Source organism: Bradyrhizobium sp. I1.14.4, from assembly GCF_050435825.1.
GTDB lineage: Bacteria > Pseudomonadota > Alphaproteobacteria > Rhizobiales > Xanthobacteraceae > Bradyrhizobium.
Map to the genome: position 1 here is coordinate 275,254 of NZ_JBNDLA010000007.1, position 23,293 is coordinate 298,546.

A 23,293-nucleotide genomic window follows, 5' to 3' on the forward strand; every position below is an offset into this window, starting at 1 on the left:
GCAAGCCGTCTCTCGACATGCCGGACAGGACACGATGGTTGTCAAAGCGTCGCAGGACGATCCCGAAAAGGCGCGGCGCTTCCGCGAAGCCGCGCTGCCGTACCTCGACGACGCCTATACCCTGGCGCGCTATCTGCTGCGCGATGCCGCCGACGCCGAGGATGCGGTGCAGGAATGCTATCTGCGCGCCTACAAGCATTTCGACAGCTACCGGGGACCTGCGATGAAGCCGTGGCTGTTTGCGATCCTGCGCAATGTCTGCCGCGCCGAGTACGCACGGCGCAAGACCGCCCCCACCGCGGTCGAGGAGCTGCCCGAAGGCCGCGACCAGACCCCGCTGTGGAACGAAGCCCCGGAGACGCCGGAAAAGCAGCTGCTGCGCCGCTTCGACGGCGACACCGTGCGCAAGCTGATCGCGGCGCTCGCCGAGCCGTTCCGCGAGACCTTCGTGCTCAGGGAGATCCAGAATCTGTCATATCGCGAGATCGCCGATGTCGCCGCCGTGCCTGTCGGCACCGTGATGTCCCGCCTCGCACGCGCCCGCGCCATGCTGCGATCGGCCTGGCTTGCGGAACAGGAGCAAGTGAAATGACCTGCGAGGAAGCCGAAGTGCTGATCCACGCGCTGATCGACGGCGAACTCGACGCCGGCCATGCGCGCGAAGTGGAAGCCCATGTCGAGGGGTGCGCGCATTGCGCCGCTCTCATGAAGGAATATCAGGAGATCCGTCAGATGATGGCCGAGAGCGACGTGCGCTACAAGGCGCCGCTCGAACTGCGCCGCAAGATCGAGAAGGCATTGCCGCAGTCGCAGGCGGCGCCGACTCGCCGCTCGGTGCTGCGCGGCTTCGCGATGGGTTCAGCGGTGTCGGCGATGGCTGCGACCGGCCTCGTCGCGATCGTGCTGCGTAACGATGACGAGCAGCGCATCGAGAACGAGGTGGTGTCGGCGCATCTGCGCTCGCTGCAGGCCGGCCACCTCATCGACGTGGTCTCGACCGATCAGCATACGGTCAAGCCGTGGTTCAACGGCAAGCTCGACGTCTCACCGCCGGTGATCGATCTCACCGCGCAGGGCTTTACGCTGATCGGCGGCCGGCTCGACTACGTCAACGCCCGCGAGATCGGCGCCGTGGTCTACAAGCGGCGCCGGCACGTGATCAATTTGTTCGTGGCGCAGACCGCGAACACCGAACGGAAATCCGCGAAGATCTCGACGCTGCAAGGCTTCAACATCCGGCGCTGGAGCGACCGCGGCCTGAACTACTGGGCGGTCAGCGATCTCGGCGTCGACGAGCTGACGGAGTTCGGCGACAAGTTCGAGGGCGCGATGCACGCGAACAAGGAGGGATGAGCAAACTGTTCACACCCCGTCATTGCGAGGAGCTCGCGACAAAATTGCAAAGCAATTTGCGCTGAAGCGACGAAGCAATCCATCTCTCCGCTTGCGGTGCGGTGGATTGCTTCGCTTCGCTCGCAATGACGGATAAGCCAGCTTAAGTTACGCCGACTTGCGCACCGCGTTGTCGACCAGCGTCTTGCCGAGCGACCAGATCGCGCCGGGCACCTTGTGGCTGCCGGCGATCACCTCGTCGAACGACTTCTCGATCCAGGCGCAGTCCTGTTCGGTGATGACGAGCGGCGGCAACAGCTTGATGGTGTGGCTGCCGTGGCCCGCGACCTGGGTCAGGATCTTGTGATCCTTGAACAGCGGTACCGTGATGAGCTGGCAGAACAGACCCTTGTTGGCGGTCTCGAGCAGGTTCCACGACGCCTTCAGCCGCAGCGATTTCGGCGGACCGAACTCGACGCCGATCATCAGGCCCTTGCCGCGGACTTCCTTCATCAATTCATAGCCCGGCACCATGCGCGTCAGCGCGAGGCGAAGCTCGGCGCCGCGCTTGGCGGCGTGCTCGACCAGCTTCTCGGCCTTCATGACGTCAAGCGTTGCGATACCGGCGGCCATCGCAAGATCGTTCTTGGCGAAGGTCGAGCCATGCACAACCGCACGATCCATCTGGTTGAAGATCTTGTCGAAGATGTGCTTGCGCGTCAGAAGCGCGCCGATCGGGACGTGCCCGCCGGAGAGCGCCTTCGCCAGCAGCACCATGTCGGGCTCGATGCCCCAGTGCTCGATCGCGAGGAATTTTCCGGTGCGGCCGATGCCGGTCTGGATTTCGTCGGCGATGAACAGCGTGCCGTATTTGCGGCACAGCGCCAGCGCTCCGGGCAGGAACTCGTCGGTGGGCATGTTCACGCCCTTGCCCTGGATCGGCTCGACGATGAACGCGGCGACCTGGCGCGACGACAGCGCCTTCTCCAGCGCCTCGAGATCGTTGTAGGGAATCGGGGTGCAGCCCGGCAGCAGCGGCTCGAAGCCGCCGCGGAAATTCGAATCATCGGTCAGCGACAACGCGCCGTAGGACAGGCCGTGGAACGAATGCCCGCAATAGACGATACCGGGACGACCGGTGGCGCCGCGCGCGAACTTGATCGCGGCTTCGACGGTTTCGGCGCCGGAATTGGCAAAAAACACCTTGTCCAGATATGGAACATGTTCCAGCAGCCGTTCGGCGAGCACGCCGGCCAGCGTCGAGACATCGAGTTGCACGAGATTGGGCAGGTCGGCGTCGAGCACGCTCTTCAGCGCCTGGCGCAGGGCCGGATGATTGCGGCCGATCGCAAAAACGCCAAATCCGCTCAATAGATCAAGGTAACGAGCCCCCTGACGATCGAAGAGGTATTGGCCTTGCCCCTTCTGGAAGCCGACGTCGTAGCCGATGGTCTTGAGAACGCGAACGAGCTGCTCGTTGAGGTGACGCGTGTGCATGGCACCGCGCTGCCCCTCGCGCTCCACAAAAATCTCGGAAACGTCTAAATTGGAACTTACCATTCGTTACATACGTCGGTTGATGGCCATCTCGTCAACTTAAAACGCTCGATAGCGGCGTTTTGACCCCCGCTCGGATCGTCTAGTTAAGCACAGGTTTGGACCATGTTGCACTGCCCAAGAACTTTCACGCGTACAATAGCCTTTTCAGGTTTATTTTTGGCCACCGTATTATCACCGGCACTTGCAGCGGACCCGACCGGCGACTGGAAGGTCGCAGACGGTGTCGCCACCATCCGCGTCGCCCAGTGTAATGGCAGCATGTGGGGTGCGGTGTCCTGGGAAAAAACCCCTGGCGGCAAGGATAAGAACAATCCTGATCCCGCGAAGCAGAGCAGGCCTACGCTCGGCATGCCGATCCTGATCGACATGAAGAAGAAGGCCGGCACCGATGCATGGGAAGGCCAAGTCTACAACGCGAAGGACGGCCAGCTCTACAGCTCGACCATCAAGCCGGTCGGCGCCGATCAGCTCGAGATCCAGGGCTGCGTGCTCGGCTTCCTCTGCGGCGGCGAGACCTGGACCCGCGTCGGTCCGCCGATCCCGGTGAGCGCCGCCGGCAACCCGGCAGCGAAGGGCGCGCTTCCCAAATCGGCATCACCGCAGACCCAGAAAACCACCGGTGCCGTCGCGCCTGCGACCAAGCCGGGTCAAAAGCAGCCGGCCAACGCCAACGCGTCAGCTGACACCGTGGGCGATATCTGCCTGCTCCCGGACATCGCGCGACCGACGCATTAGCAGAGGCGGCCGCGGGCAACACCGCAAGCAGTGTGGTCACGCGCGAGCACACTGCGGCCTCTGGCGGCCTGAAATCACGGCCCGGCGGCAAATCGCGGGCTCGGCGGCTCTGTCGCCAAGCCGGATCGACAGCGGGCCGCCGACGCGTCAGGTGACGTCGTTGGCGATATCCTCTTCCTTGAGGGCCTCGCGCGGCTTGCCCATCAGCGCCGGCTGGAACAGCAACACCGCCGCCAGCGTGGTGACGAGCGAGAGCGCAAGCAGCTTGCCCATGCTCGCGGTGCCGGGATGGCTGGATAGCCACAGGCTGCCGAACGCGGTCGCCGTGGTCAGCGCGCTGAAAAAGATCGCACGGGTCAGGCTCGACTGCAGCAGGTTGGTCCTGCCCTGCCGCCACGCCGTGACATAGTAGATCTTGAACGCCACGCCGACGCCGAGCAGCAGCGGCAGCGCGACGATGTTGGCGAAGTTGAGCGGCAGCCCGATCAGCACGCAGATCTCCAGCGTGACGATGCCGGCAACCAGCAGCGGCACCAGCGTCATCAGCACGTCGACGACGCGGCGCAGCGTCAGCCACAGCAGCAGACTGATCGTGACCAGCGCCAGAATGCCGGCGTGGATAAATGCCTTCACGATCACATCGCCCGACTTCAGGATCGAGACCAGTCCGCCGATCGCGGTTGGCTCGGCGGCGAGCACGGCGTCGGCAAAGCGGCGCAGATTGTCGTTGTCGTTCGGATCGCCCTTCGGCTCAACCTCGACACGCATCAGACCGTCCTTGGTCTTCCAGCTGTCGACCAGTTCCGGCGGCAGGTTCTGCAGCGTGACGGTCTGGGCCTGCAGCGTGTTCCGCAGCTGATCGAACACGATCTTCATCGGCGAAACAAAAATCTCCTGCGCCTTGTCGCGGGTCACCTGGTTCGAATCGGCGAGCTTCTGCAGGGCGCCGGCGAGCCGGCGCGCGGCAACCGCGCCCGGCCCCTTGCCGTCGCCCGCAGTCTTGCGCAGGCTGTCGACCGAGCTCTTCAGCGACTCGACATTCTCCTGGTCCGATGGCGCCGGATCGACCGAGTCAGGGTTGAGCGCGGGGCCGAGCGTCTTGGCCGCCTGCGCGATCAGCTTCAGCTTGGCCGGCTGGTCGTCAGGCACAAAGCTGTCGAGCGACATCACGCGCGACACTTCCGGCAGCTTCTCGAGCTTGGCCTCGATCTTCTTGGCGTCGGCCTCCGAGTGCGTCATCACATTGATGGCGTTGGCGCCGGTATTCGGATCGTTCCTCAGATCGAGGAAGGTCGCGATCGATTCCGCGTGCTTGTTGCGCAGATTGATCGGATTGAAGTCGAACTTCATGTAATGGAGCAACGGCAGGCCCGCGACCGCGACCAGCAGCGTGCCGACGATGATCGGAACGCGATGCTTCTCCAGGAAGTGGTCGAGCGGAGCAAGGAAGGCGTAGCCGACCGGTTCCCTCTCTCCCGGAGGGTTGAGCAGGTCGAGCAGCGCCGGCAGCACCGTGATGCTGGTGATGAAGGCCACCAGCATGCCGGCACCGGCAATCTTGCCGAGCTCGGAGATGCCCTTGTAGTCGGTCGGCAGGAAGCAGAGGAACCCCGCCGCAGTCGCCATCGCCGCGAGCGACAGCGGCACCGCCGAGCGGCGGGCGGCGTTCTCAAGCGCCAACGTCAGATTGTCGTTCTTGAAGCGCTCGGAGCGGTAGCGCACGCTGAACTGGATGCCGAAGTCCACGCCGAGACCGATGAATAGCACCGCGAATGCGATCGAGAGCAGGTTCAGCGATCCGACCATCATCAGGCCGATCGCGGTTGTGACGGTAAGGCCGATGAACAGGTTGACGAACACCGCGAAGATGATCTTGCCGGAATGCAGCGCCAGCCAGAGGATGATCAGCACGATCACCACGGTGCCGATGCCGTTGGTAATGGCGCCGTCCTGCACGGTGGCGTATTCCTCGTTGGCGATCGGCACGGGTCCGGTCAGGCGAACGCGCGCGTGATATTCGGTCGGGAATTTCAGGTCGGCCGCCGCCTGCCGGATCGCATCGGTTGCGCCCTTGCCCGGCTCCAGCGCCGAATAGTCGATGATCGGCTTGATCTCGATGAAGGCGCGCTTGTCGGAATCGGTCAGCGGCGTGTCGCTGGTGAGCTCGCGCCAGGAGAAGGTCGCGTTGCCCTTGGCGAGGATAGTCTCGACGGTCTCCGAAATCTGGTTGAAGGGCCGTATGGTGTTGTCGAGCTTGATCTGTCCGCGCTTGACGCCGGCAAGGCCGGTCTCGAGCGCACCGGTCAGCCCGCGAATCGAAGGATCGCCCGCCATGATCTCGATCAACGGCGCGGCCGATGCGAGCTGGCCGGTGACCTTGCCGACCTCTTCGGTCGGCAGGAACAGCAGGCCGTTCTTCTCGAAGAATTCGCCGGAGCCGAGCGCGGTGATCGCCTCGAAATTCTTCTTGTCGGCTTGCAGCTTCTCGGTGAGCGCCTTGGCGGCGGAGCTGGTCAGCTCGGGCGTCGCACCCTCGACCACGGCCAGGATCAGCCGCTCGCGATCAAAGGCTTCCTCGAACTGGTTGTCACGCTTGCGCCAATCCAGATCGGGCGAGATCAGCTTGTTGATGTCGGTGTTGATCGAGAAGTTGCGGGCCGTATAGAAGCCAGCCCCGATCGACAGCAGCACAGCGAAAATGACAACCGGAAGGGCAAAACGCGTACAGGTCCTAACAACGGAGACGACAATATTTGTCAGCACTTCGTTTCTTTCTAATCTCGGGGAAGCATGGCCGAAAACGCTCGCTCTCTAGCGGAGTTCCCGGGACCGATCTAATGTTGTTTTGGTTATCTTCCTCGACGGGATGGCGAGGAGGTTCCAAACGACAGGGAACGGCCACGAGTGGCCGGTATAAACCGCAGGACTGGGCGATAAAGTGACGAACAAGTGAGGGGGACGGACGGTCGCAGCGCCCGATATCCCATACTATATTACCTCAGGCGTCCTTTCCCACAGATCTTGCAATCTCTCGAAGCGCTACCTTTTTGACACAAAACCCTGTATTTCCATGCCCTTGAGGGCGCGGATCACGTGCAGAACCTGAGATGGTGCGGACATTGCAACTGACGTTGCGGCGTCCGATCGAGCGGAGTGCGTTGCCGAAAAGGCCGCAGGGCGTTGAATGAGATTGGTGCAATTTGCGTAACGGACATCCTATGGAAGTGTTTCTTGCTCAACCGCGCGGCTTTTGCGCGGGCGTCGTGCGCGCGATCGAGATCGTCGAACGCGCGCTCGAGAAGTACGGCCCGCCGGTCTATGTCCGCCACGAGATCGTGCATAACAAATACGTGGTCGAAAGCCTGAAGAAGAAGGGCGCAATCTTCGTCGAGGACCTGTCGGAAGTGCCGGCCAAGGCGGTGACGGTGTTCAGTGCTCACGGCGTGGCCAGGAGCGTCGAGGAGGAGGCGGAAGCCCGCGACCTGCCGGTGCTCAATGCCACCTGCCCGCTTGTCACCAAGGTCCACAACCAGGGCAAACGCTATATCTCGAAGGGACGCGCCCTGATCCTGATCGGGCATGCCAGCCATCCCGAGGTCGAGGGAACCATGGGCCAGGTTCCGGGGCCGGTTCTGCTGGTCCAGAGCGTCCAGGATGTGGCGGAACTGAGGCTGCCGACCGACGCGCCGGTCGCCTATATCACCCAGACCACGTTGTCCGTGGACGACACCAAGGACATAATCGCGGCTCTTCAGGCAAAATTTACAGATATTCAAGGCCCGGACACCCGGGATATCTGCTATGCGACACAGAACCGCCAATCTGCGGTAAGGGACCTGAGCAAGCTGGTGGACGTCATTCTGGTGGTGGGGGCCGCCAATAGTTCCAACTCAAACAGGCTTCGTGAGATCGGCACCGAGGTCGGCGTCGCGAGTTATCTTATTGCCGATGGGAGCGAGCTCAACCCCGATTGGCTGAAGGATGCGAAGGCCGTCGGCATCACGGCGGGCGCGTCGGCGCCTGAAGTTTTGGTCGACGATGTGATCGAGGCCCTGCGGCGCATCGGACCGGTATCGGTCTCGGTCGTTCCGGGCCGAGAAGAGAATATCGAATTCCGGCTGCCAGCCGAACTGACTGCGGGCTGATCTGAACCCACTTCCCTTTGATAAGTGCAGAAAGAAAATCGTCTAATGGCTATACCGTTCTTCAAGGAGATGCGTATCGGCGGTTATCTGATCAAGCAGAAGCTGCTTGGCCGCAAACGCTATCCGCTTGTGCTGATGCTGGAACCCTTGTTCCGTTGCAACCTGGCCTGCGTTGGCTGCGGCAAGATCGACTATCCAGATGCGATCCTCAACCGCCGCATGACCGCGCAGGAATGCTGGGATGCAGCGGATGAATGCGGCGCGCCGATGGTCGCTATCCCGGGCGGCGAGCCGCTGATCCACAAGGAGATCGGCGAGATCGTGCGCGGCCTCGTGGCGCGCAAGAAGTTCGTCTCGCTGTGCACCAATGCGCTGCTGCTCGAGAAGAAGCTCGATCTGTTCGAGCCGTCGCCGTATTTGTTCTTCTCGGTGCATCTCGACGGCCTGAAGGACCATCACGACAAGGCGGTGTCGCAGAAGGGCGTGTTCGATCGCGCCGTCTCGGCGATCAAGGCGGCGAAGGCGCGCGGCTTCACGGTCAACGTCAACGCAACCATCTTCGACGGCCATCCGGCCGAGGAGATCGCCAAGTTCCTCGACTTCACCACCGAGCTCGGCGTCGGCGTCTCGATGTCGCCGGGCTACGCGTATGAACGTGCGCCCGACCAGGAGCACTTCCTCAACCGCACCAAGACCAAGAAGCTGTTCCGCGACGTCTTCGCGCTCGGCAAGGGCAAGAAGTGGAATTTCATGCATTCCGGCCTGTTCCTCGACTTCCTCGCCGGCAACCAGGAATACGAGTGCACGCCCTGGGGCATGCCGGCGCGCAACATCTTCGGCTGGCAGAAGCCCTGCTATCTGCTCGGCGAAGGCTACGCCAAGACCTTCAAGGAGTTGATGGACACCACCGATTGGGACACCTACGGCACCGGCAAGTATGAAAAGTGTGCCGACTGTATGGCGCATTGCGGCTACGAGCCGACCGCGGCCACCGCTGCGATCAACAATCCGCTGAAGGCGATGTGGGTTGCGCTGCGCGGCATCAAGACGACCGGCCCGATGGCGCCGGAGATCGACATGTCCAAGCAGCGTCCGGCGCAGTACATCTTCGCCGAACAGGTGGAGAAGAAGCTCTCGGAGATCCGCCGCGACGAGGCGGCTGCCGCCGCTGCCAAGCAGCAGCAGAAGGCTTCCAGCGCCGCCTGATGCTCGTGTGAGCGGAGAGCAGAAAGTTGAGGGGCCTCGGTTCAGCGAACCGGGGCCCTTTTCTTCGATCAGGATGCCGCCTGCGCTTCCCGGCCATTCCGCAGAAGCAACCTCTCGATCTCTGCCGCGCGCTGTGCGCTGAGTGTGCCGCGCTCGATCCCGAGCGGGACATTGCGCAGAGCCAGTTCGCGGTACAACGCACCCGAGGCGGGAAAGCGTTCGTCCAAGGCGCTGATGTGCTTGAGGATCGTTCCAACGTCCCCGCGCGCCACGCAGCCGCCCATGCCGTTGGCCAGTCCGCCGTCAAGGACGGCCGCGACCGTTCCCCGCAGCAGCGGCATCATTGCACGCAGCGCGTCGGCCTCGCTCGCACCAAAGCTCTTCCAGAGCTCAACGCCTTCCTTGAGCAGCGCGATCAGGAACGGACCGACGTAGTAGGCCGAGGCATGATAGAGCGCCCGCACACCGGCCGGCAGCGCCAGCGGTTCGCACCCGATGCTGACGGCGAGCCGTTCGAGGTCATGCCGGAAGTTGCCTTCTGCCTCGATGCCGACGGTGCATCCGCGCAGCCCCTCGAGCGCGACGTCGGGATTTGCAAACATCTGCATTGGATGAAATCCGCCAGTTGCGGCGCCTGCGGATCGCGCATCATCGAGCGCCGCCAGTTCGGTCGCGCCGCTGCAATGGACCACGCGGTGACGCGGCTCCCAGCGCAAACCGCGGCAGACCGGCAGGATCGCGTCGTCGCTCACCGTCAGGAAAACCATGTCGCAGCTGTCCACGACCTGCTGCGCGTCCGTCATCTGCGTTGCCGACGGGATGCGGGATCCGAGACGCTGTGCAGCATCGGGACCGCGGTTGTAGAAGGCCGCGACGTCCAGGTTCGCGCGGGCAAATGCCGGCGCGAGCGTCTGCGCCACGCGGCCGGCGCCGATGAAGCCGATCCGCAACGCCGCGAGCGACGTGCTCATTGCGCGTAGCTCCCATCGATACGGTCGAGCCTGCGCCGCAGCGCCGGCCATTCCAGCAGGCCGTAACCGGCTTGCAGATTCTGCGCTGATTCATTCAGCACCGAATTGGTGTCGCGCTCGTTGTCCAGCGTGATCTCGGTGCCCGCAAAGCAGGTCACCGTGTTGCCGATCGCAAGTTCGGTCGGCGCATGAAGCGGCCGGCCGCAGCCGAGCGCATCGACCTGTATCCGGCAGGCCTGCTCCAGCCAGTAGATCGCATTGAACGCCTGCGGAATCGTGCTGCCGCAGACCAGAAGGCCGTGATTGCGCAAGACCAGCACGTTGTTGCGGCCGAGATCGGCGACAACCCGGTCGCATTCGTCGCGATCGATCGCCGGCCCCTCGAAATCGTGATAGCCGATCCGCCCGTGAAACCGCATCGCCGTCTGCGACAGCGGAAGCAGCCCTTCGGCAAGCGTGCTGACTGCCGTGCCTGCCCTGGTGTGGGTGTGCAGAACACACTTTACGTCGGGCCGCGCGCGATGGATCGGGGCATGCAGATAGAATCCGGCCACATTGACATTGTAGCCATGGTCGGGCTGCAGCAAGGTCCGGCCCTCGATGTCGATCTTGACGAGGCTCGACGCCGTGATCTCCTCGTAGAGCATGCCGTAGGGATTGATTAGATACTGGTCGTCATGTCGGGGGACCTGCGCGCTGATGTGGTTGTAGATCAGATCGGTCATTCCATAGAGCGCGACCAGTCGGTAGCAGGCCGCGAGATCGACCCGGGTCGCCCACTCCTCTTCTCCGACGATGGCCCTGACATCGTTGACGGCACAAACTTCGATCTGACGCATTTTACCGGGGCCCTTGGTGACGAATGACGGAGGCGCGCTCGACGATACTGCCAAGGTCTTCCGATGATGGAAGCGAGCCGAACACATGCATCCCGTCCGCGCCAAGCCTGGATTGCACGAAGAGATCGGCGGCAGCGGCGTCGGCATGCCTCAACATCTCGGCTGCCTGCAACGCATGCGCCATACGGGTGACGAGCGCCCTCGCATGCCCGTCGTCCGGATATCGTGCATGCAATCGATCGGCGAGGTCGCCCGTGCTCTTGTCATAGATCGGGTTGAGGCCCCTGCTCGCACGCAACTCGTCGACGAATGCGTCGCGGCAATTCGCATCGCGCTGCATCGCGCGCAGGACGTCCATGCACATCATGTTCGAGGTGCCTTCCCAGATCGAATTCAGCGGCGCCTCGCGATAGAGCCGCGCCATCGCGTTCTCCATGATGAAGCCATTGCCGCCATGCACCTGCAGGCACTCATAGGTGAAAGCCGGCGCGCGCTGGCAATTCCAGAACTTGACCACCGGTGTCGCGACCCGCGCCAGCAGCCGCTCGTGTTCACTTGTCTGCAAACCCTCGGTCGCACGCGCGACGCGAAATGCGCCGAGCATCGCTGCCTCGCTCTCGAGTGCGAGGTCGGCGAGCACATTGCGCTGCATTGGAAGCTCGGACATCGGCTTGCCGAACCCGGTTCGCGTTTGCGCGTGATTCAGGGCCAGGCTCAGCGCCTGCCGCATCAGCCCGGCGGAGCCAACCGCGAAATCCAGCCGCGTCAGATGCGCATGCGAGAGGATCTCCGCGATGCCGCGGCCTTCTTCACCGACCAGGATCGACCACGTGTCGTGGTACTCGATCTCGCTCGAGGCGTTCGAACGGTTGCCGCATTTGTCCTTCAAGCGCTGAATGTGGACGCGGTTGGCGCTGCCGTCCGGCAACAGGCGCGGCACGAACAGGCAGCTGACGCCGGATTGGGTGCGCGCCAGCGTGTAGAATCCGTCGGCGACCGGCACCGAGAAGAACCATTTGTGGCCGGTGATCGAATAGATCTCGCCATGCGCGCCGCGCTCGACGAAGCGCGCGGTGGTCTGGGTCTCGCGCAGATCGGAGCCGCCCTGCTTCTCGGTCATCGCGTAGCCGATGACCGCCGCACGCTTGGCCTCGATCGGAAGCCGCCGCGGATCGTAGTCCGCCGCCAACGTTCGCTCCCGCCACAAATTGAATTGTGCCTTGCCGGTAAATCCCGCGATTGCCGCGTAAGCCATCCCGGTCGGACAACCGACGCCGTTCTCGATCTGATTCCACAGATAGCTCAGCGCCGCGCGCGCCAGATGGCCATGAGGCTCGCTCGTCGACCAGGCAAGGCCATGGACCTCGCTCTGAAACGCGAGCGCCATCAGCTGATGCCATGCCGGATGAAATTCGACCCAGTCACTGCGATTGCCGTACCGGTCATGGGTCAAGAGCTTCGGTTCGTGCTCGTTGGCAAGCCGCGCCGCCTCCTGCACGGTTTCGCTGCCGGCATGAGCTCCGAGCGCGGAAAGCTTGGCCTTCGCCCACGGTGCGATCTTTGCGATCAGGCCGCTCAAGGCGCGGTCGTCATCGAACGCGTTGAAGCCAGTGGCCGGCCGCGCCTGATTGCGGACGTCGTGGGTCGCAAACGGACCGGCTTTCGGGTCTCCCACAGCAACCGGCTCGGCACGCGCATTCATGCGGAGACTCTCGATACAGGGGTCAGTTCCGGCGTGGCGTGCCGAAACAGCATGCGGGCGGAAAGCCCGGCGATCGCCTGTGCGATCGCCTTTGCCGCATCGGAATCCGGGGCCGCTTCGGGCGCCAGCGGACCAACCAGCGCTTCCATGAAAGCACCGGTCACACAGGATGCCGCGACGTTGGCGTCGATCTCGACGAACTCACCGCTCGCAATGCCGCGCCGGACCAGCCTTGCGATCTGATCGGCCAGGGCGGCCCGGTATTTCAGGCGCGCCGCGTCGATCTCGGGTTCGCAGGGTTCGGCGATCAGCGCGTAGGCCAGACGGCGGCCGCGCATCGCCCGAATCGAGAAGGTGTAGATCGCGTCCACCAGACATTGGGACGCAGACCCATCCGCCTCGACGATCGCGGCAACCACGGCCACCTCGCGCTCGGAAACCAGCCCCAGCACCTGCGCATACAGATCCGCCTTCGAGTCGAAGTAGCGATACACGCTGCCGGTGGCCACGCCGGCCCGTGAGGCGATCAGGGCGATCTGGGCGTCCTTCCACCCACTCAGCGCCACGGCCTCCCTGGCGGCATCCAGGATGCGTGTCTTGGTTTCGACGAGCTGATTGAGGCGAACCGCTGCGATTGCCATAATGAACCTTAGTTCATGAATACAGGATCATAATTCATTCTCGGCTGAACGCCGACATCTGTCAAGTATCCACCCGGTGCCCTCGGCTCACAGAACGGCGTCAGCCGCCACGGTGCGGCGGCATGCCCTACAAGGCCAACGATCCGTCGCAGACCGTCGGCAATCCGCACAGGCGGCAGAGACAGGGCTCGCTAGGACATGCCCCCAGCCGGCAAATGCGGGCCGACAACTCCCACCATCTCAGGAACCGGAACGGCGTGGCAGCAAACCCGTGATCGGGCACCCAAGCAAAAGGCCCGATCGCGATGCGATCGGGCCTTTTTGCTTTCAGCGTTTGTCCAGTGCGGCCCGCCGTGTCTGGCGAGGGCTTACCCGGCCCGTCAGGCTTCCACCGGAACCAGCACGTCGTTGCCGAGCAGGAAGCCGCGGCAGCTGCGCAGCGAGCGCAGCGCGCGGTTGAAGTCGATGCCGGTCGACACCAGCGCCCGCAGCGTCCGCGGATTGCGCGCGATACCGCGCAGCACCTTGCGCAGGTCGATGTCGCCGTTCGGTTTCACCGCCGATTTCGCAAGCTCGGGCAACGCCCGGTGCGCGGGATCGCTGATCACGCGCAGCGCGGCAAACGGAACTCCCGCCTTGGCGGCATAGGCTGCCGCGATATGGCTCTCCATGTCGACCGCCGCAGCGCCCGTCACCGAGCGCAGCGCGGCCTTGCAGGCCTTCGCCGCGATCACTTGTTCCACGCCAGCAAGTCCGCCGCGGACGATCCTGCGGCGCTTCAGCGCGGCACTGGCGATCATCTCCTCGTTCAGTGCGGACGCCGCCAGGAAACGGGTATCGCCGGACATCACCTCGGTCGCGACCACGACATCGCCCGATTTGAGCGACGGGTCGAGCCCGCCAGCCACGCCGAACGAAATCACGCCGCGGAACGTCGTCGGATCCAGCGTCGCCAGCAATGCACGCAGCTGCTGCGGATCGCTCGAACTGCAGATCACGATCATGCCCGGACCCGCTGCGATGCGAGCCTCCTGCACCAATCCAGTCACAATCAATACCGGCCGAGGATCAATTCTACTGCCCACGGTCTCGGCGGCCCCCGCCTCAACAATCACATCCCGACCCCTACCACCCTGCTATTGGTGCTTCTCAAATTTCGATACCGCGCCAGTGCCCAGAGCGGAAAGAACTTCGAGTAGCCATGATATCGCAAGTAAAATACCCGCGGAAACCCCGTAGCGGTGTATCGCTGCTCGTCCCACAGCCCTTTTTCCGTCTGTGTTGCCTTTAGGTACTCCACCCCCCGCGCAACAGCGGGATTTTCGACCTCTCCGGCGGCCATTAATCCAAGCAAGGCCCATGCCGTTTGCGAAGAGGTCGACGGCGCAACTTCATAACCCTTGTAATCCAGCCGGTAACTGACCGCGTCCTCGCCCCAGCCGCCGTCCTGATTCTGGACTGACGCCAGCCAGTCTACCGCTTTCCGAATCATCGGGTCGTTGCGATCGACCCCTGCGACATTTAGCGCTGAGAGCACCGACCAGGTGCCGTAGACGTAGTTCAGGCCCCAGCGGCCGTACCAGGAGCCCTCGGCAAGCTGGGTGCGGCGCAGATAGGCAACGCCGTCGGCCATCGCCTTGCTGCTCGCGGCGGTCTCGCCGAGCTGACCCAGCATCGAGATGCAGCGCGCCGTAACATCCTCGGTCGGCGGATCGAGCAATGCGCCGTGGTCGGAGAACGGGATGTTGTTGAGGTAATATTCGAGGTTGTTGGCATCGAACGCAGCCCAGCCGCCGTCGCGGCTCTGCAGCCCCTCGATCCACTCGCGGCCGCGCGCGATCGCCTCGTCATATTCCCTGGTTCCGGTGTGGCGCCGCGCACGGTCCATCGCCATCACGACGACGGCGGTGTCGTCGAGATCGGGATAGTGGTCGTTGTTGTACTGGAATGCCCAGCCGCCGGGACGGACAGCCGGCGCCTTGACCGCCCAATCGCCCTTCAGCTCCAGCACCTGGCGTGGCTTCAGCCAGTCGAGGCCCTGCCTGGCCTTGGCCAGGGTATCGTCGCTGCCCGTCTCCAGCAGCGCATGACAGGTCAGTGCTGTGTCCCACACCGGCGAGACGCAGGGCTGGCAGTAGGCCTCGTGTTCGCCGATCACGAGCAGCTTGTCGATGCCGCGACGGGTGACGGCGCGCGGCGGAAAATTCTCGTCCTTGCCGAGCGCCTCGTACATCATGACGATGTTGGCCATCGGCGGATAGATCGCGCCCATGCCGTCTTCGCCGTTCAGCCGCTCTTCGATGAAGGCGAGCGCGGCGTCGATCGCACGCTGGCGCAGGCTGTTCGGAAACATCGGCTCGATCACGCGCAGCACGGCGTCGAGCGAGCGGAACAGATAGAACCAGCTCGGGCTCTGATGCGGCGCCTTCGGCGCCATGCGGACCGATTTCGGATCCTCCAGGAACAGTTCGTCGATGCTGACGCCCTTCGGGTTCCTGGCACGCGGCTTCAGCGCGGCGAGCACCATCAGCGGCACCATGGTGGTACGCGCCCAGTAGGAGATCTTGTTGATGTGGAACGGCGACCACAACGGCAGCAGCATGATCTCGATCGGCAACGCCGGCGTCGCGCGCCAGGTCACGACGCCATAGAGCGCAAGCAGAAAGCGCGTGAACACGTTGCTGCCCGCAGCCCCGCCGCGGGAACGGATCGCCTCGCGCGCCCGCACCATGTGCGGCGCGTCGACGGAATCGCCGATCATCTTCAGCGCGAAGTACGACTTCACGCTGGCGCTCATGTCGAACGGGCCGTCATGCACCAGCGGCCAGCCGCCATGCGCGCCCTGGACTCGGCGCAGATAATTGCCGAGCTTGGCCTCGAGTTCGGCGTCGACCGGCTCGGCCAGATAGTGACGCAGCAGGATGTACTCGGCCGGAATGGTGCTGTCGGCCTCGAGCTCGAATATCCAGTGTCCGTCGGACTGGCGATAGCCGAGCAGCGCTTCGGTTGCCTTGGAGATGCTCTTCTCCAGCGCGACCGGGTCGACTGCGACGCCGTGATCTCTCGAAAGCATGTCGCTCGATATCCTCTTCATCGCGGAGCGGCTGATCGACAGCCGCGGCCACTCCAGAACATGGTCCGATTGAATCGGATCATGTTCTTGTCTTTTTGTTTGGTCGCATTTTCTTTACGCGAACCGGTAACCACTTCGCTCGAAAATGCTCCAACAGGCCGAATCTAACGCCTGGCCAGAACCAGATCTGCGGCGCGATCACCGGACCGCACCGACCCCTCGATGGTTGCCGGCAACCCGGTAGCAGTCCAATCGCCGGCAAGGAACAGGTTTTTTTGCGTCGTCTCGGGCCCCGGACGCAGGGCGTTCTGCTCCGGCGTCGCCTCAAATGTGGCACGGCGCTCGCGCACGATCTGCCACGGCGGCAGGTCGCCGGAAACGCCCGACGCCTTGCAGATGTCCCGCCAGATCGCCTGCGCTAGCTCCTCGCGCGGCATGTCGACCAGGCGGTCGCCGTTGCTGATCGTCACCGACAACCGTTGCGGGAACGCGAACAGCCACTCCACGAGGCCGCCGACCACGCCGAGAATGGACGCGGCGTCGCGCGGCGGATCGACGCGGAAGTGCGCGTTCACGATGGCGCGGAATTTGGTCGGCGTTTTCAGGCCGGGCAGCAGGGATGCCGCAGCGCGCGGCGGCACCGCAAGCACGACGGCATCGTCGGCGGCCAGCGCGATCTGGTCGCCACCGCCAAAATCGAGTTCGCTAACGCGATCCCCCGACATGCCAAGCGTCCGCAATTCGTGACTGAACTGGACGCTGTAGCCCCTCTCCTGCAGCAGCTTCACCGCCGGCTCGATCAGGACCGAGCTCAGGCCGTCGCGCGCGATCAGCGGGCGGCAAGCCCGCCCGCCTGCGAGCAGCGTCTCGCGCACGATGGCGCCGGCAAGCCCGGCCGAGCCTTCCGGCGGATCGACGTTCAGCGCCGCGAGCAGCAGCGGCTGCACCAGGCGGTCATACAGCGCACCCTTGCAGGGAATGGTGTTGCCGACCAGCGCCCCGGTGCCGGCCCAGGCCAGCGGTGCCAATGCGAGATAGTCGCGCAGGGTGGTGTCCGGGACGCGGCGCGCCTCGTCGAACACCCACAGCGGCAGGCGGGAATCGCCGAGGTCGAGCTGCCAGCGTTGGCCGGTGGCCAGATCGACGAACGGAAACTGTGCGCGTGCGGGTCCCACGAGGCCGGCCTCGGTGCCGATCGAACGCGCGTAACTCAGCGCGTGACGGTTGCCCGACAGCAGCAGATGATTGCCATTGTCGATGGTGAGATTGGTGGCGGCGTCGAAATAGGAGCGGCAGCGGCCACCGGCCTGCTGCGTCGCCTCGTGGACGCACACCTTGTAGCCGCCATTGGCGAGCCGCATGGCCGCGGAGAGGCCGGAAATACCGGCACCGATGATATGAACGGTCTTTTGCATCAGATGATCGCGTAACGAAGAAGAATGCCGATCTTGGCTGCCTTGGACACATGCACCGGCGCACGCGGAGCCGCGAAGCCGCGCGCGACCAACAGATCGAGGATCGCACGGTAGTATTTCGACATGATCCGCGGCGCGCGCACGGCGCGGCGCGAATTGCGCTTCATGATCTCGTCGGACTTCTGGAAATGCATCTTGGCGCGCTCGGCGAGCGGCGCGCAAACCTTCGGCAGCGCGCGGTCGGCAGTGACGCGGGCCGGGTCGGTATTGGTGATGCCGGCGTGCCAGAGCCACTCACGCGGCAGATAGAGACGGCCGAGACCCGCATCCTCGTCGATGTCGCGCAGGATGTTGGTAAGCTGCAGCGCGCGGCCGAGGTGATACGCGAGCTGGATACCATCCTCCTCGGGCAGGCCGAACACGCGCACCGACAGCCGGCCGACCGCGCTCGCGACGCGATCGCAATACAGGTCGAGCGTCGCAAGATCCGGCGCGCGTATATCCTGCGGCACGTCCATTTCCATGCCATCGACGATCGCGACGAAATCCTCGCGCTTCAAGCCGAAGGTCTTCACCGAGGCGACATAGTCTTTCAGGCGCTCCGGCGGATGTCCCGCATAGAGCGCGTCGATATCGTCGCGCCACTGTTGCAGAGCGGCCAGCCGTTCCGGCCGCGGGCCATCGGAATCGGCGATGTCGTCGACCTGCCGGCAGAAGCTGTAGATCTGGAACATCGCCTCGCGCTGCGCGCGCGGCAGGATGCGCATCGCGGCATAGAACGAGCTGCCCGACGCGGTGCTTCCATAACTTGCGTTGGCCGCCGCCTCAGCACTCATGCCCCTGCCGCCGTCTTGGAGACCGCACGCCGGCCGGTCGCGCGCCGCGCAGTCTCGCCGGCCATGCCGCCGAGGCTCTGCAGCAGCAGTTCGATCGGGCTGAGATGCACGCGCTCGCTGAGCGGATCGCGCACCTTCAGCATGTTGACGATCTTGTCGGCGAAAGCCTGGATCACCGATATCTCGAGCCCGAGCCTGAAATCCTTCACCTCGGCAGCGAGCGACTTGCCCTGGTCAAGCAGTGCCTCGGTGCGCACCGCGAGCGCCTGCAGGCACTTGAGCAGGGCCGGCTGCGACTTCGCCTCGCCGAGCATTTCGACGGTTGCGCCCGCGGCGGCCAGCGCATCGCGCGGCAGATAGACGCGGTTCAGGTTCCGGTAGTCCTTGCCGCAGTCCTGAAGATGATTGTTGATCTGCAGGGCTGCGCAGAGCGCATCCGACGCCGCCCAGGTCGAGATATCCTCGCCATGCACCTCGAGCATGAAACGTCCGACCGGCATCGCCGAGTACCGGCAATAGTCGATCACGTCATCCCAGTTCTCGTAGCGCAGCTTGGTGACGTCGAGGCGGAATGCGACCAGCACGTCGAGCGCGTGCCGCGGCGGCATGCCGCGCTCGGCGAAGGCCCGGCGCAGATTGACGGCTTCCTTCTGGGTCTCGCCATTGCCGAGCAGCTCGGCCTCCATGAGGTCGAGATAGCGCAGCTTCTCCTCGGCGGGCAGCGTGGCGTGATCGGCGACATCGTCGGCGGTGCGGACGAAGTTATAGAAGGCCAGGATCAGGGCACGATGCCGCGGATGAATGATCCACGACGCGACCGGAAAATTCTCGTCGCGGTGGGTCTTTCCGGATCGCAGGTCGCTCGCGGTGGTCATGGGAAATTTGGGCTACACTGGTCAGGGCACGACGCAGGCGCGAACGGTCAGGCGCATGCGGGGATTTGCGAGCCCCATATAGGGGAATACGCCACCAAAACCAATGCTATCTGTGACCGCCAGCATACGTAGCCGCGGTCGGCATGGCTGCCAGCCGCGGTGTCGATAGCGGTCCCTTGAGACCTGAATTCGGTCCTACTGGCCGTGGGTCTTCAGCACCTGGTCACAGGCGGCGCTGATCTTGCTGCGGTTCTGCTGCAGGCAGGCGAGAATGGTGAAATCGCCCTGATCGATCACGGAGCGGCAGTGACGCTGCACGTCGCGCGTGCAGGCTTTTTGCTCGTCGGGTGTACCGCTGCGCGCCTGCTGCTGGGCGAGGACGCTGGATGAAAGCGGGATCGACAACAGGGCAAGAGCCAAGAGAAATTTACGCATCGTATTCCTTCATTTCCGACAGCAGAAAATCTGTTCCCGAAAAGCGTTTCGGCATGGCCGGGACGGATTTTAGGGATTGCAGACGCCACGTAACGCGGCAACGGATTGACGACAAGCACCGTTAAATGCGGCTAAATTTGCGGCGTTGTAAACCCCCGCATAAGCCATTGATTCACAACAGCGATTCATGCCATCACTTTGTCGCGTTTGGGTATTGCGGGTGGCAGTCGCGCAAAGCTACATGCCAGCATGAGGCCGACGGTTTCTGATTCTGTTCGACGACATTATCGGGGTCGCGCGCCGTTTCTGTCGTTTGAACCTAACATTCTTCGGTGACACTAAACCTTCGATGCGGCGAGACGCTTTCTTGCGTAGGAGGCGTTGATTTTGATGGGAAAATTCACAATGAAACTGTTTGGTTCCAGTGGTTATGGTCAGGCTTTCAGGGCTGTGGGCGTCGGCGCCGCACTGATGCTGTCTGCCTCTGCCGTCCATGCCCAGGCCGGCGGACCATTTGCCGGTTTTGCCGGCTCGTGGAGCGGAACGGGCACGGTGGCGTTGTCCAACGGCACGACAGAACGGATTCGTTGCAAGGCGGATTACAAGGTCGCGGCATCGGGCATGAGCCTGAAGCAAACGCTGCATTGCGCCAGCGACAGCTACAAGTTCGACCTCTCCAGCGACGTCACCAGCCAGGGCGACCGGATCTCCGGCAATTGGAGCGAGGCGAGCCGCAACATCTTCGGCAATTTGCAGGGCACCGCAGGCGGCGGGCGGATCGACGTGTTCGTCGAGGCCTCCGGCTTTGCCGCGAACCTGAATCTGCAGACCAACGGCTCCAAGCAGGTCGTCCAGATCGACTCCAAGGGTGAGATCCGCGGCGTCACGATCACGATGACGAAGACCTGACGCTGCCGGCCGATTGCCGGCGAACAAAAAGGCCCGGTTCCGAGCGCATCGGAGCCGGGCCTTTTGTTGTCAGCACATCAGGCCTTTTCGATCGGCGCCGGTTGCCCGCCCTTGCCGCGCAGCCTTTGCGACAGGTTGATCAGGAACATCGAGGTCGGCCGCAGGATGAAGAGGTCGGCGACCAGGGCTGCGACCATCGAGAACGCGCTCAGCCAGCCGAACAGGCGCAGCGACGGCAGGTCCGAGAACACGGTGACGACGAGGCCGCAGGCCAGCACCACCGTGGTCAGGATCAGCGCGGGACCGACCAGCACGGTGGCGCGCTCCACCGCGAGTTCCGGCGTGACACCCGGCTTCATCTCCAGCCGCAGGCGATTGAGGAAGTGGATGGTTGCGCTGAGGCCGAGGCCGAACGAGACGGTCAACGCCACCACGCTGGCGAATTGCAGCCCCTCCCCGAGCAGCCAAAGCACGGTGCCTGACAGCACCACGGGGAAGATGCCGGGCAGGATACAGGAGAACATCACCACGACCGAGCGGAACGCGAGCCCGATGAAGATCGCGACCAGTGCGAACTCCACCGTGAGGCCGCGGTTGAGCTTCTCGATCATGTTGGCGCTGTTGCGCGCGGCAATCACCGACAGGCCCGTGACCGCGATCTCGTAGCCGGGATGCTCGGCGCGCACCTTGTCCAGCGAGTGATCGAGTTTGTTCACCACCGGAAGCAGCTCACTCGAGTCCAGATCCGGAACCCGGCCCGACACCACGACCGCATCCTGATCCTTCGAGATGAAGCGGCGCACGAGATGTTCGGGAATCACGCCGACATATTCCTTCAGCGTCGCGACATCGTTGCTGCCGGCCTTCTCGGCGAGCCAGCGCCGCAAGGTTTCCAGCGACCAGACGTTGCCGACACCGGCACTGTCCTCGACCATCGCGTGAACGTCGGCGATCGTCTTCAGCGTCTCCGGCGAGTAGAGCGATTGACCCTTGGGGAATTCGATCAGCACGTCGACCGGATTGGCGCCTGTGAGCTTGGCGTCGAGCCGGCTCGACGCCGCCACCGCCTGCCGCTTGTCCGGCACCTGATCTGCGAGCCGGTAACGCGGTTCGAGATTGGCATAGATGATGCCGAGGCCGCCGACGACGATCAGCGCGAGCAGGCTGAACAGGCCCGGACGGCCGACCATGCGCACCGCGATCCAGTAGCAGAAATTGCGCAGCGCCTGAACGCCGGCATCCGCGCTCTGGAATTTGACCGCAAAGACGTTCTCGTTGCGCACCAGCAGGATGCCGAACACCGGCACCAGAGAGAGCACCGCGACCAGCGCGATGATGGTCGCCGCAAGCCCGGCCTCGCCGAACTTGCGGATCAGGTCGGAGTCCGAGAACTGCAGCGCAATGAAGGAAATGCCCGCCGTGCCGTGCGTCAGCACGCAGGCCGGGCCGACCACCAGCACCGCGTTCTTGAACGCGGTGAATTTGTCCTGCCCCGCGATCAGCCGGTCGCGCGCCGCGAATGTCAGCTGCATCGAGTCGGAGAAGCTGATCACCATGATGAGCGGCGTCATCACGTTGAGGAACATGTTGAGATTGAAATTGGCCCAGCCGAGGCCGCCGAGCGCGAGCAGGATCGCGATCATCGGCGGGAACGCCGCCGCCACCATGAAGGAAATCTTGCGGAAGAAGATGATGGCGATGACGCAGCCGGCGAGGATGCCGAGGATGTTGTAGGTCAGGCCGTCGCGCTCGACCGCATTGCGGATCTCGAGCTGCATGACCGGCACGCCGGACAGCTGGGCATTGAGTCCGCTGCCGCCGAGATCCTCGGCCATGATCTTCCTGATGTCGCCGACCACCTTGCTGAGCTTGTTGCTGGCGACCACCTCCGGCTCGAGCGACAGCACGACCAGCGCAAGCGTGCCGTCTTCCGACAGCAGCTTGCCGCGGATGATCTCGTTGCTTTTGACGGTCTCGACGAATTTGTCGTAGGCCGCTCCCTCGGGGAGATCATTCGGGAACAGCGCCGCCGGCAGCTTGCCGGGCTCCGGCGCCTGCCGCGCCGAGAACAGCGACACCAGGCCGCGAACGCCTTCGACGAGCTGCAGGTCCGTGACCATGTCACGGAGCTTTCCGAGATTGTCGCGTTCAAGCAGCGTCTTGCCTTCGACCACAACGAGGACGTCGAACTCGGTCGCCGGGAAACGCTTGGTCACCGCCTCATATTGCTTGTAGTCCTTGGATTCGGAACGGAACAGCTGCGACAGCGAGTCGTCGATCTTGATCCGGTGCACGCCGAACACGGCGCCAATCAGCAACAGAACGAGGACGATGCAGGACAGGATCGGCGCCCGCATCGGGATCAGGCCAAGGCGTTCGATCCCGAAGGCGATGCTGGGGCCAGAACGTGGCTCTTCGACCTTCTCGACATGGACCTGACTTTCGGAATTCTTTTCGAGCATGCCCTGTCCAGTTCTGAAAACGGCTCAATCTGTCTAGCTTGGTTGGGTCTAGGGGCGCGAATGAGGCGGGTGAGCGCGGTTGATCGGCGCTAGTCCTTGAAAACACGCGAATATTGACCGGCGCCGGTTTTACCTGTCCGCCCCTTTGCTCGCAAGC

At 63.6% G+C, this 23,293-nt stretch carries 19 protein-coding genes; 6 read left to right on the top strand and 13 right to left on the bottom strand.

Annotation, left to right across the window (positions count from 1 at the left end; genetic code table 11):
• Positions 1-34 precede the first annotated feature (34 nt).
• Complete coding sequence (locus ABIB78_RS17395; protein ID WP_429026652.1) at positions 35-592, top strand: sigma-70 family RNA polymerase sigma factor; 558 nt, start codon at positions 35-37, stop codon at positions 590-592.
• Entirely contained in the window at positions 589-1,353 is a 765-nt protein-coding gene (locus ABIB78_RS17400; protein ID WP_429026654.1) for an anti-sigma factor family protein, read from the top strand. Before ABIB78_RS17395 ends, ABIB78_RS17400 begins: the two co-directional genes overlap by 4 nt.
• A gap of 147 nt (positions 1,354-1,500) precedes the next feature.
• On the opposite strand, the gene hpnO is transcribed toward ABIB78_RS17400, so the two are convergent.
• Positions 1,501-2,892 carry an aminobacteriohopanetriol synthase HpnO gene (hpnO, locus tag ABIB78_RS17405; protein ID WP_429026656.1) on the bottom strand — a complete coding sequence of 464 codons (1,392 nt, stop codon included), beginning with the start codon at positions 2,890-2,892 and terminating at the stop codon, positions 1,501-1,503.
• 102 nt (positions 2,893-2,994) lie between these two features.
• On the opposite strand from hpnO, the gene ABIB78_RS17410 reads away from it, so the two are divergent.
• Complete coding sequence (locus ABIB78_RS17410; RefSeq protein ID WP_429026658.1) at positions 2,995-3,627, top strand: DUF2147 domain-containing protein; 633 nt, start codon at positions 2,995-2,997, stop codon at positions 3,625-3,627.
• A 147-nt stretch (positions 3,628-3,774) separates the two neighbouring features.
• On the opposite strand, the gene ABIB78_RS17415 is transcribed toward ABIB78_RS17410, so the two are convergent.
• Positions 3,775-6,390: an MMPL family transporter gene (locus ABIB78_RS17415; RefSeq protein WP_429026661.1), complete on the bottom strand. Its 2,616-nt coding sequence runs from the start codon at positions 6,388-6,390 to the stop codon at positions 3,775-3,777.
• A gap of 455 nt (positions 6,391-6,845) precedes the next feature.
• Here ABIB78_RS17415 and ispH point away from each other — a divergent pair, with 455 nt between their 5' ends.
• Both ispH and hpnH read left to right on the top strand, forming a co-directional pair.
• Positions 6,846-7,772 carry a 4-hydroxy-3-methylbut-2-enyl diphosphate reductase gene (ispH, locus tag ABIB78_RS17420; RefSeq protein WP_429026663.1) on the top strand — a complete coding sequence of 309 codons (927 nt, stop codon included), beginning with the start codon at positions 6,846-6,848 and terminating at the stop codon, positions 7,770-7,772.
• A 45-nt stretch (positions 7,773-7,817) separates the two neighbouring features.
• The gene (gene hpnH / locus ABIB78_RS17425) at positions 7,818-8,978 is read left to right on the top strand and encodes an adenosyl-hopene transferase HpnH (RefSeq protein ID WP_429026666.1); all 1,161 of its coding nucleotides are present in this window, start codon (positions 7,818-7,820) and stop codon (positions 8,976-8,978) included.
• A gap of 68 nt (positions 8,979-9,046) precedes the next feature.
• Here hpnH and ABIB78_RS17430 read toward each other — a convergent pair whose 3' ends face one another.
• The 10 genes from ABIB78_RS17430 to ABIB78_RS17475 form a co-directional block, all read right to left on the bottom strand.
• Positions 9,047-9,949 (bottom strand): Rossmann-like and DUF2520 domain-containing protein, encoded by a 903-nt coding sequence (locus ABIB78_RS17430; protein ID WP_429026669.1) that lies wholly within the window; start codon positions 9,947-9,949, stop codon positions 9,047-9,049.
• Positions 9,946-10,788, bottom strand: a complete 843-nt coding sequence (locus tag ABIB78_RS17435) for a class II aldolase/adducin family protein (RefSeq protein ID WP_429026671.1) — start codon at positions 10,786-10,788, stop codon at positions 9,946-9,948. The genes ABIB78_RS17430 and ABIB78_RS17435 overlap by 4 nt, the downstream gene beginning before the upstream one ends.
• A gap of 1 nt (position 10,789) precedes the next feature.
• Complete coding sequence (locus ABIB78_RS17440) at positions 10,790-12,490, bottom strand: acyl-CoA dehydrogenase family protein (RefSeq protein WP_429026672.1); 1,701 nt, start codon at positions 12,488-12,490, stop codon at positions 10,790-10,792.
• The gene (locus ABIB78_RS17445) at positions 12,487-13,131 is read right to left on the bottom strand and encodes a TetR/AcrR family transcriptional regulator (protein ID WP_429026675.1); all 645 of its coding nucleotides are present in this window, start codon (positions 13,129-13,131) and stop codon (positions 12,487-12,489) included. The genes ABIB78_RS17440 and ABIB78_RS17445 overlap by 4 nt, the downstream gene beginning before the upstream one ends.
• Before the next feature lie 380 nt (positions 13,132-13,511).
• Entirely contained in the window at positions 13,512-14,246 is a 735-nt protein-coding gene (locus ABIB78_RS17450) for a phosphorylase (protein ID WP_429026677.1), read from the bottom strand.
• A complete protein-coding gene (gene shc / locus ABIB78_RS17455; RefSeq protein WP_429026679.1) occupies positions 14,243-16,204 on the bottom strand; it encodes a squalene--hopene cyclase in 1,962 nt (653 codons plus the stop codon). The genes ABIB78_RS17450 and shc overlap by 4 nt, the downstream gene beginning before the upstream one ends.
• 164 nt (positions 16,205-16,368) lie before the next feature.
• The gene (hpnE, locus tag ABIB78_RS17460; protein ID WP_429026682.1) at positions 16,369-17,619 is read right to left on the bottom strand and encodes a hydroxysqualene dehydroxylase HpnE; all 1,251 of its coding nucleotides are present in this window, start codon (positions 17,617-17,619) and stop codon (positions 16,369-16,371) included.
• Positions 17,619-18,455 carry a presqualene diphosphate synthase HpnD gene (gene hpnD / locus ABIB78_RS17465; protein ID WP_429026684.1) on the bottom strand — a complete coding sequence of 279 codons (837 nt, stop codon included), beginning with the start codon at positions 18,453-18,455 and terminating at the stop codon, positions 17,619-17,621. Before hpnD ends, hpnE begins: the two co-directional genes overlap by 1 nt.
• Positions 18,452-19,330 (bottom strand): squalene synthase HpnC, encoded by an 879-nt coding sequence (gene hpnC / locus ABIB78_RS17470; RefSeq protein ID WP_429026686.1) that lies wholly within the window; start codon positions 19,328-19,330, stop codon positions 18,452-18,454. Before hpnC ends, hpnD begins: the two co-directional genes overlap by 4 nt.
• Before the next feature lie 195 nt (positions 19,331-19,525).
• Complete coding sequence (locus ABIB78_RS17475; RefSeq protein ID WP_429026688.1) at positions 19,526-19,765, bottom strand: hypothetical protein; 240 nt, start codon at positions 19,763-19,765, stop codon at positions 19,526-19,528.
• 405 nt (positions 19,766-20,170) lie between these two features.
• Here ABIB78_RS17475 and ABIB78_RS17480 point away from each other — a divergent pair, with 405 nt between their 5' ends.
• The gene (locus ABIB78_RS17480; RefSeq protein ID WP_429026690.1) at positions 20,171-20,674 is read left to right on the top strand and encodes a hypothetical protein; all 504 of its coding nucleotides are present in this window, start codon (positions 20,171-20,173) and stop codon (positions 20,672-20,674) included.
• A 77-nt stretch (positions 20,675-20,751) separates the two neighbouring features.
• Here ABIB78_RS17480 and ABIB78_RS17485 read toward each other — a convergent pair whose 3' ends face one another.
• The gene (locus ABIB78_RS17485) at positions 20,752-23,136 is read right to left on the bottom strand and encodes an efflux RND transporter permease subunit (RefSeq protein WP_429026693.1); all 2,385 of its coding nucleotides are present in this window, start codon (positions 23,134-23,136) and stop codon (positions 20,752-20,754) included.
• Positions 23,137-23,293 lie beyond the last annotated feature (157 nt).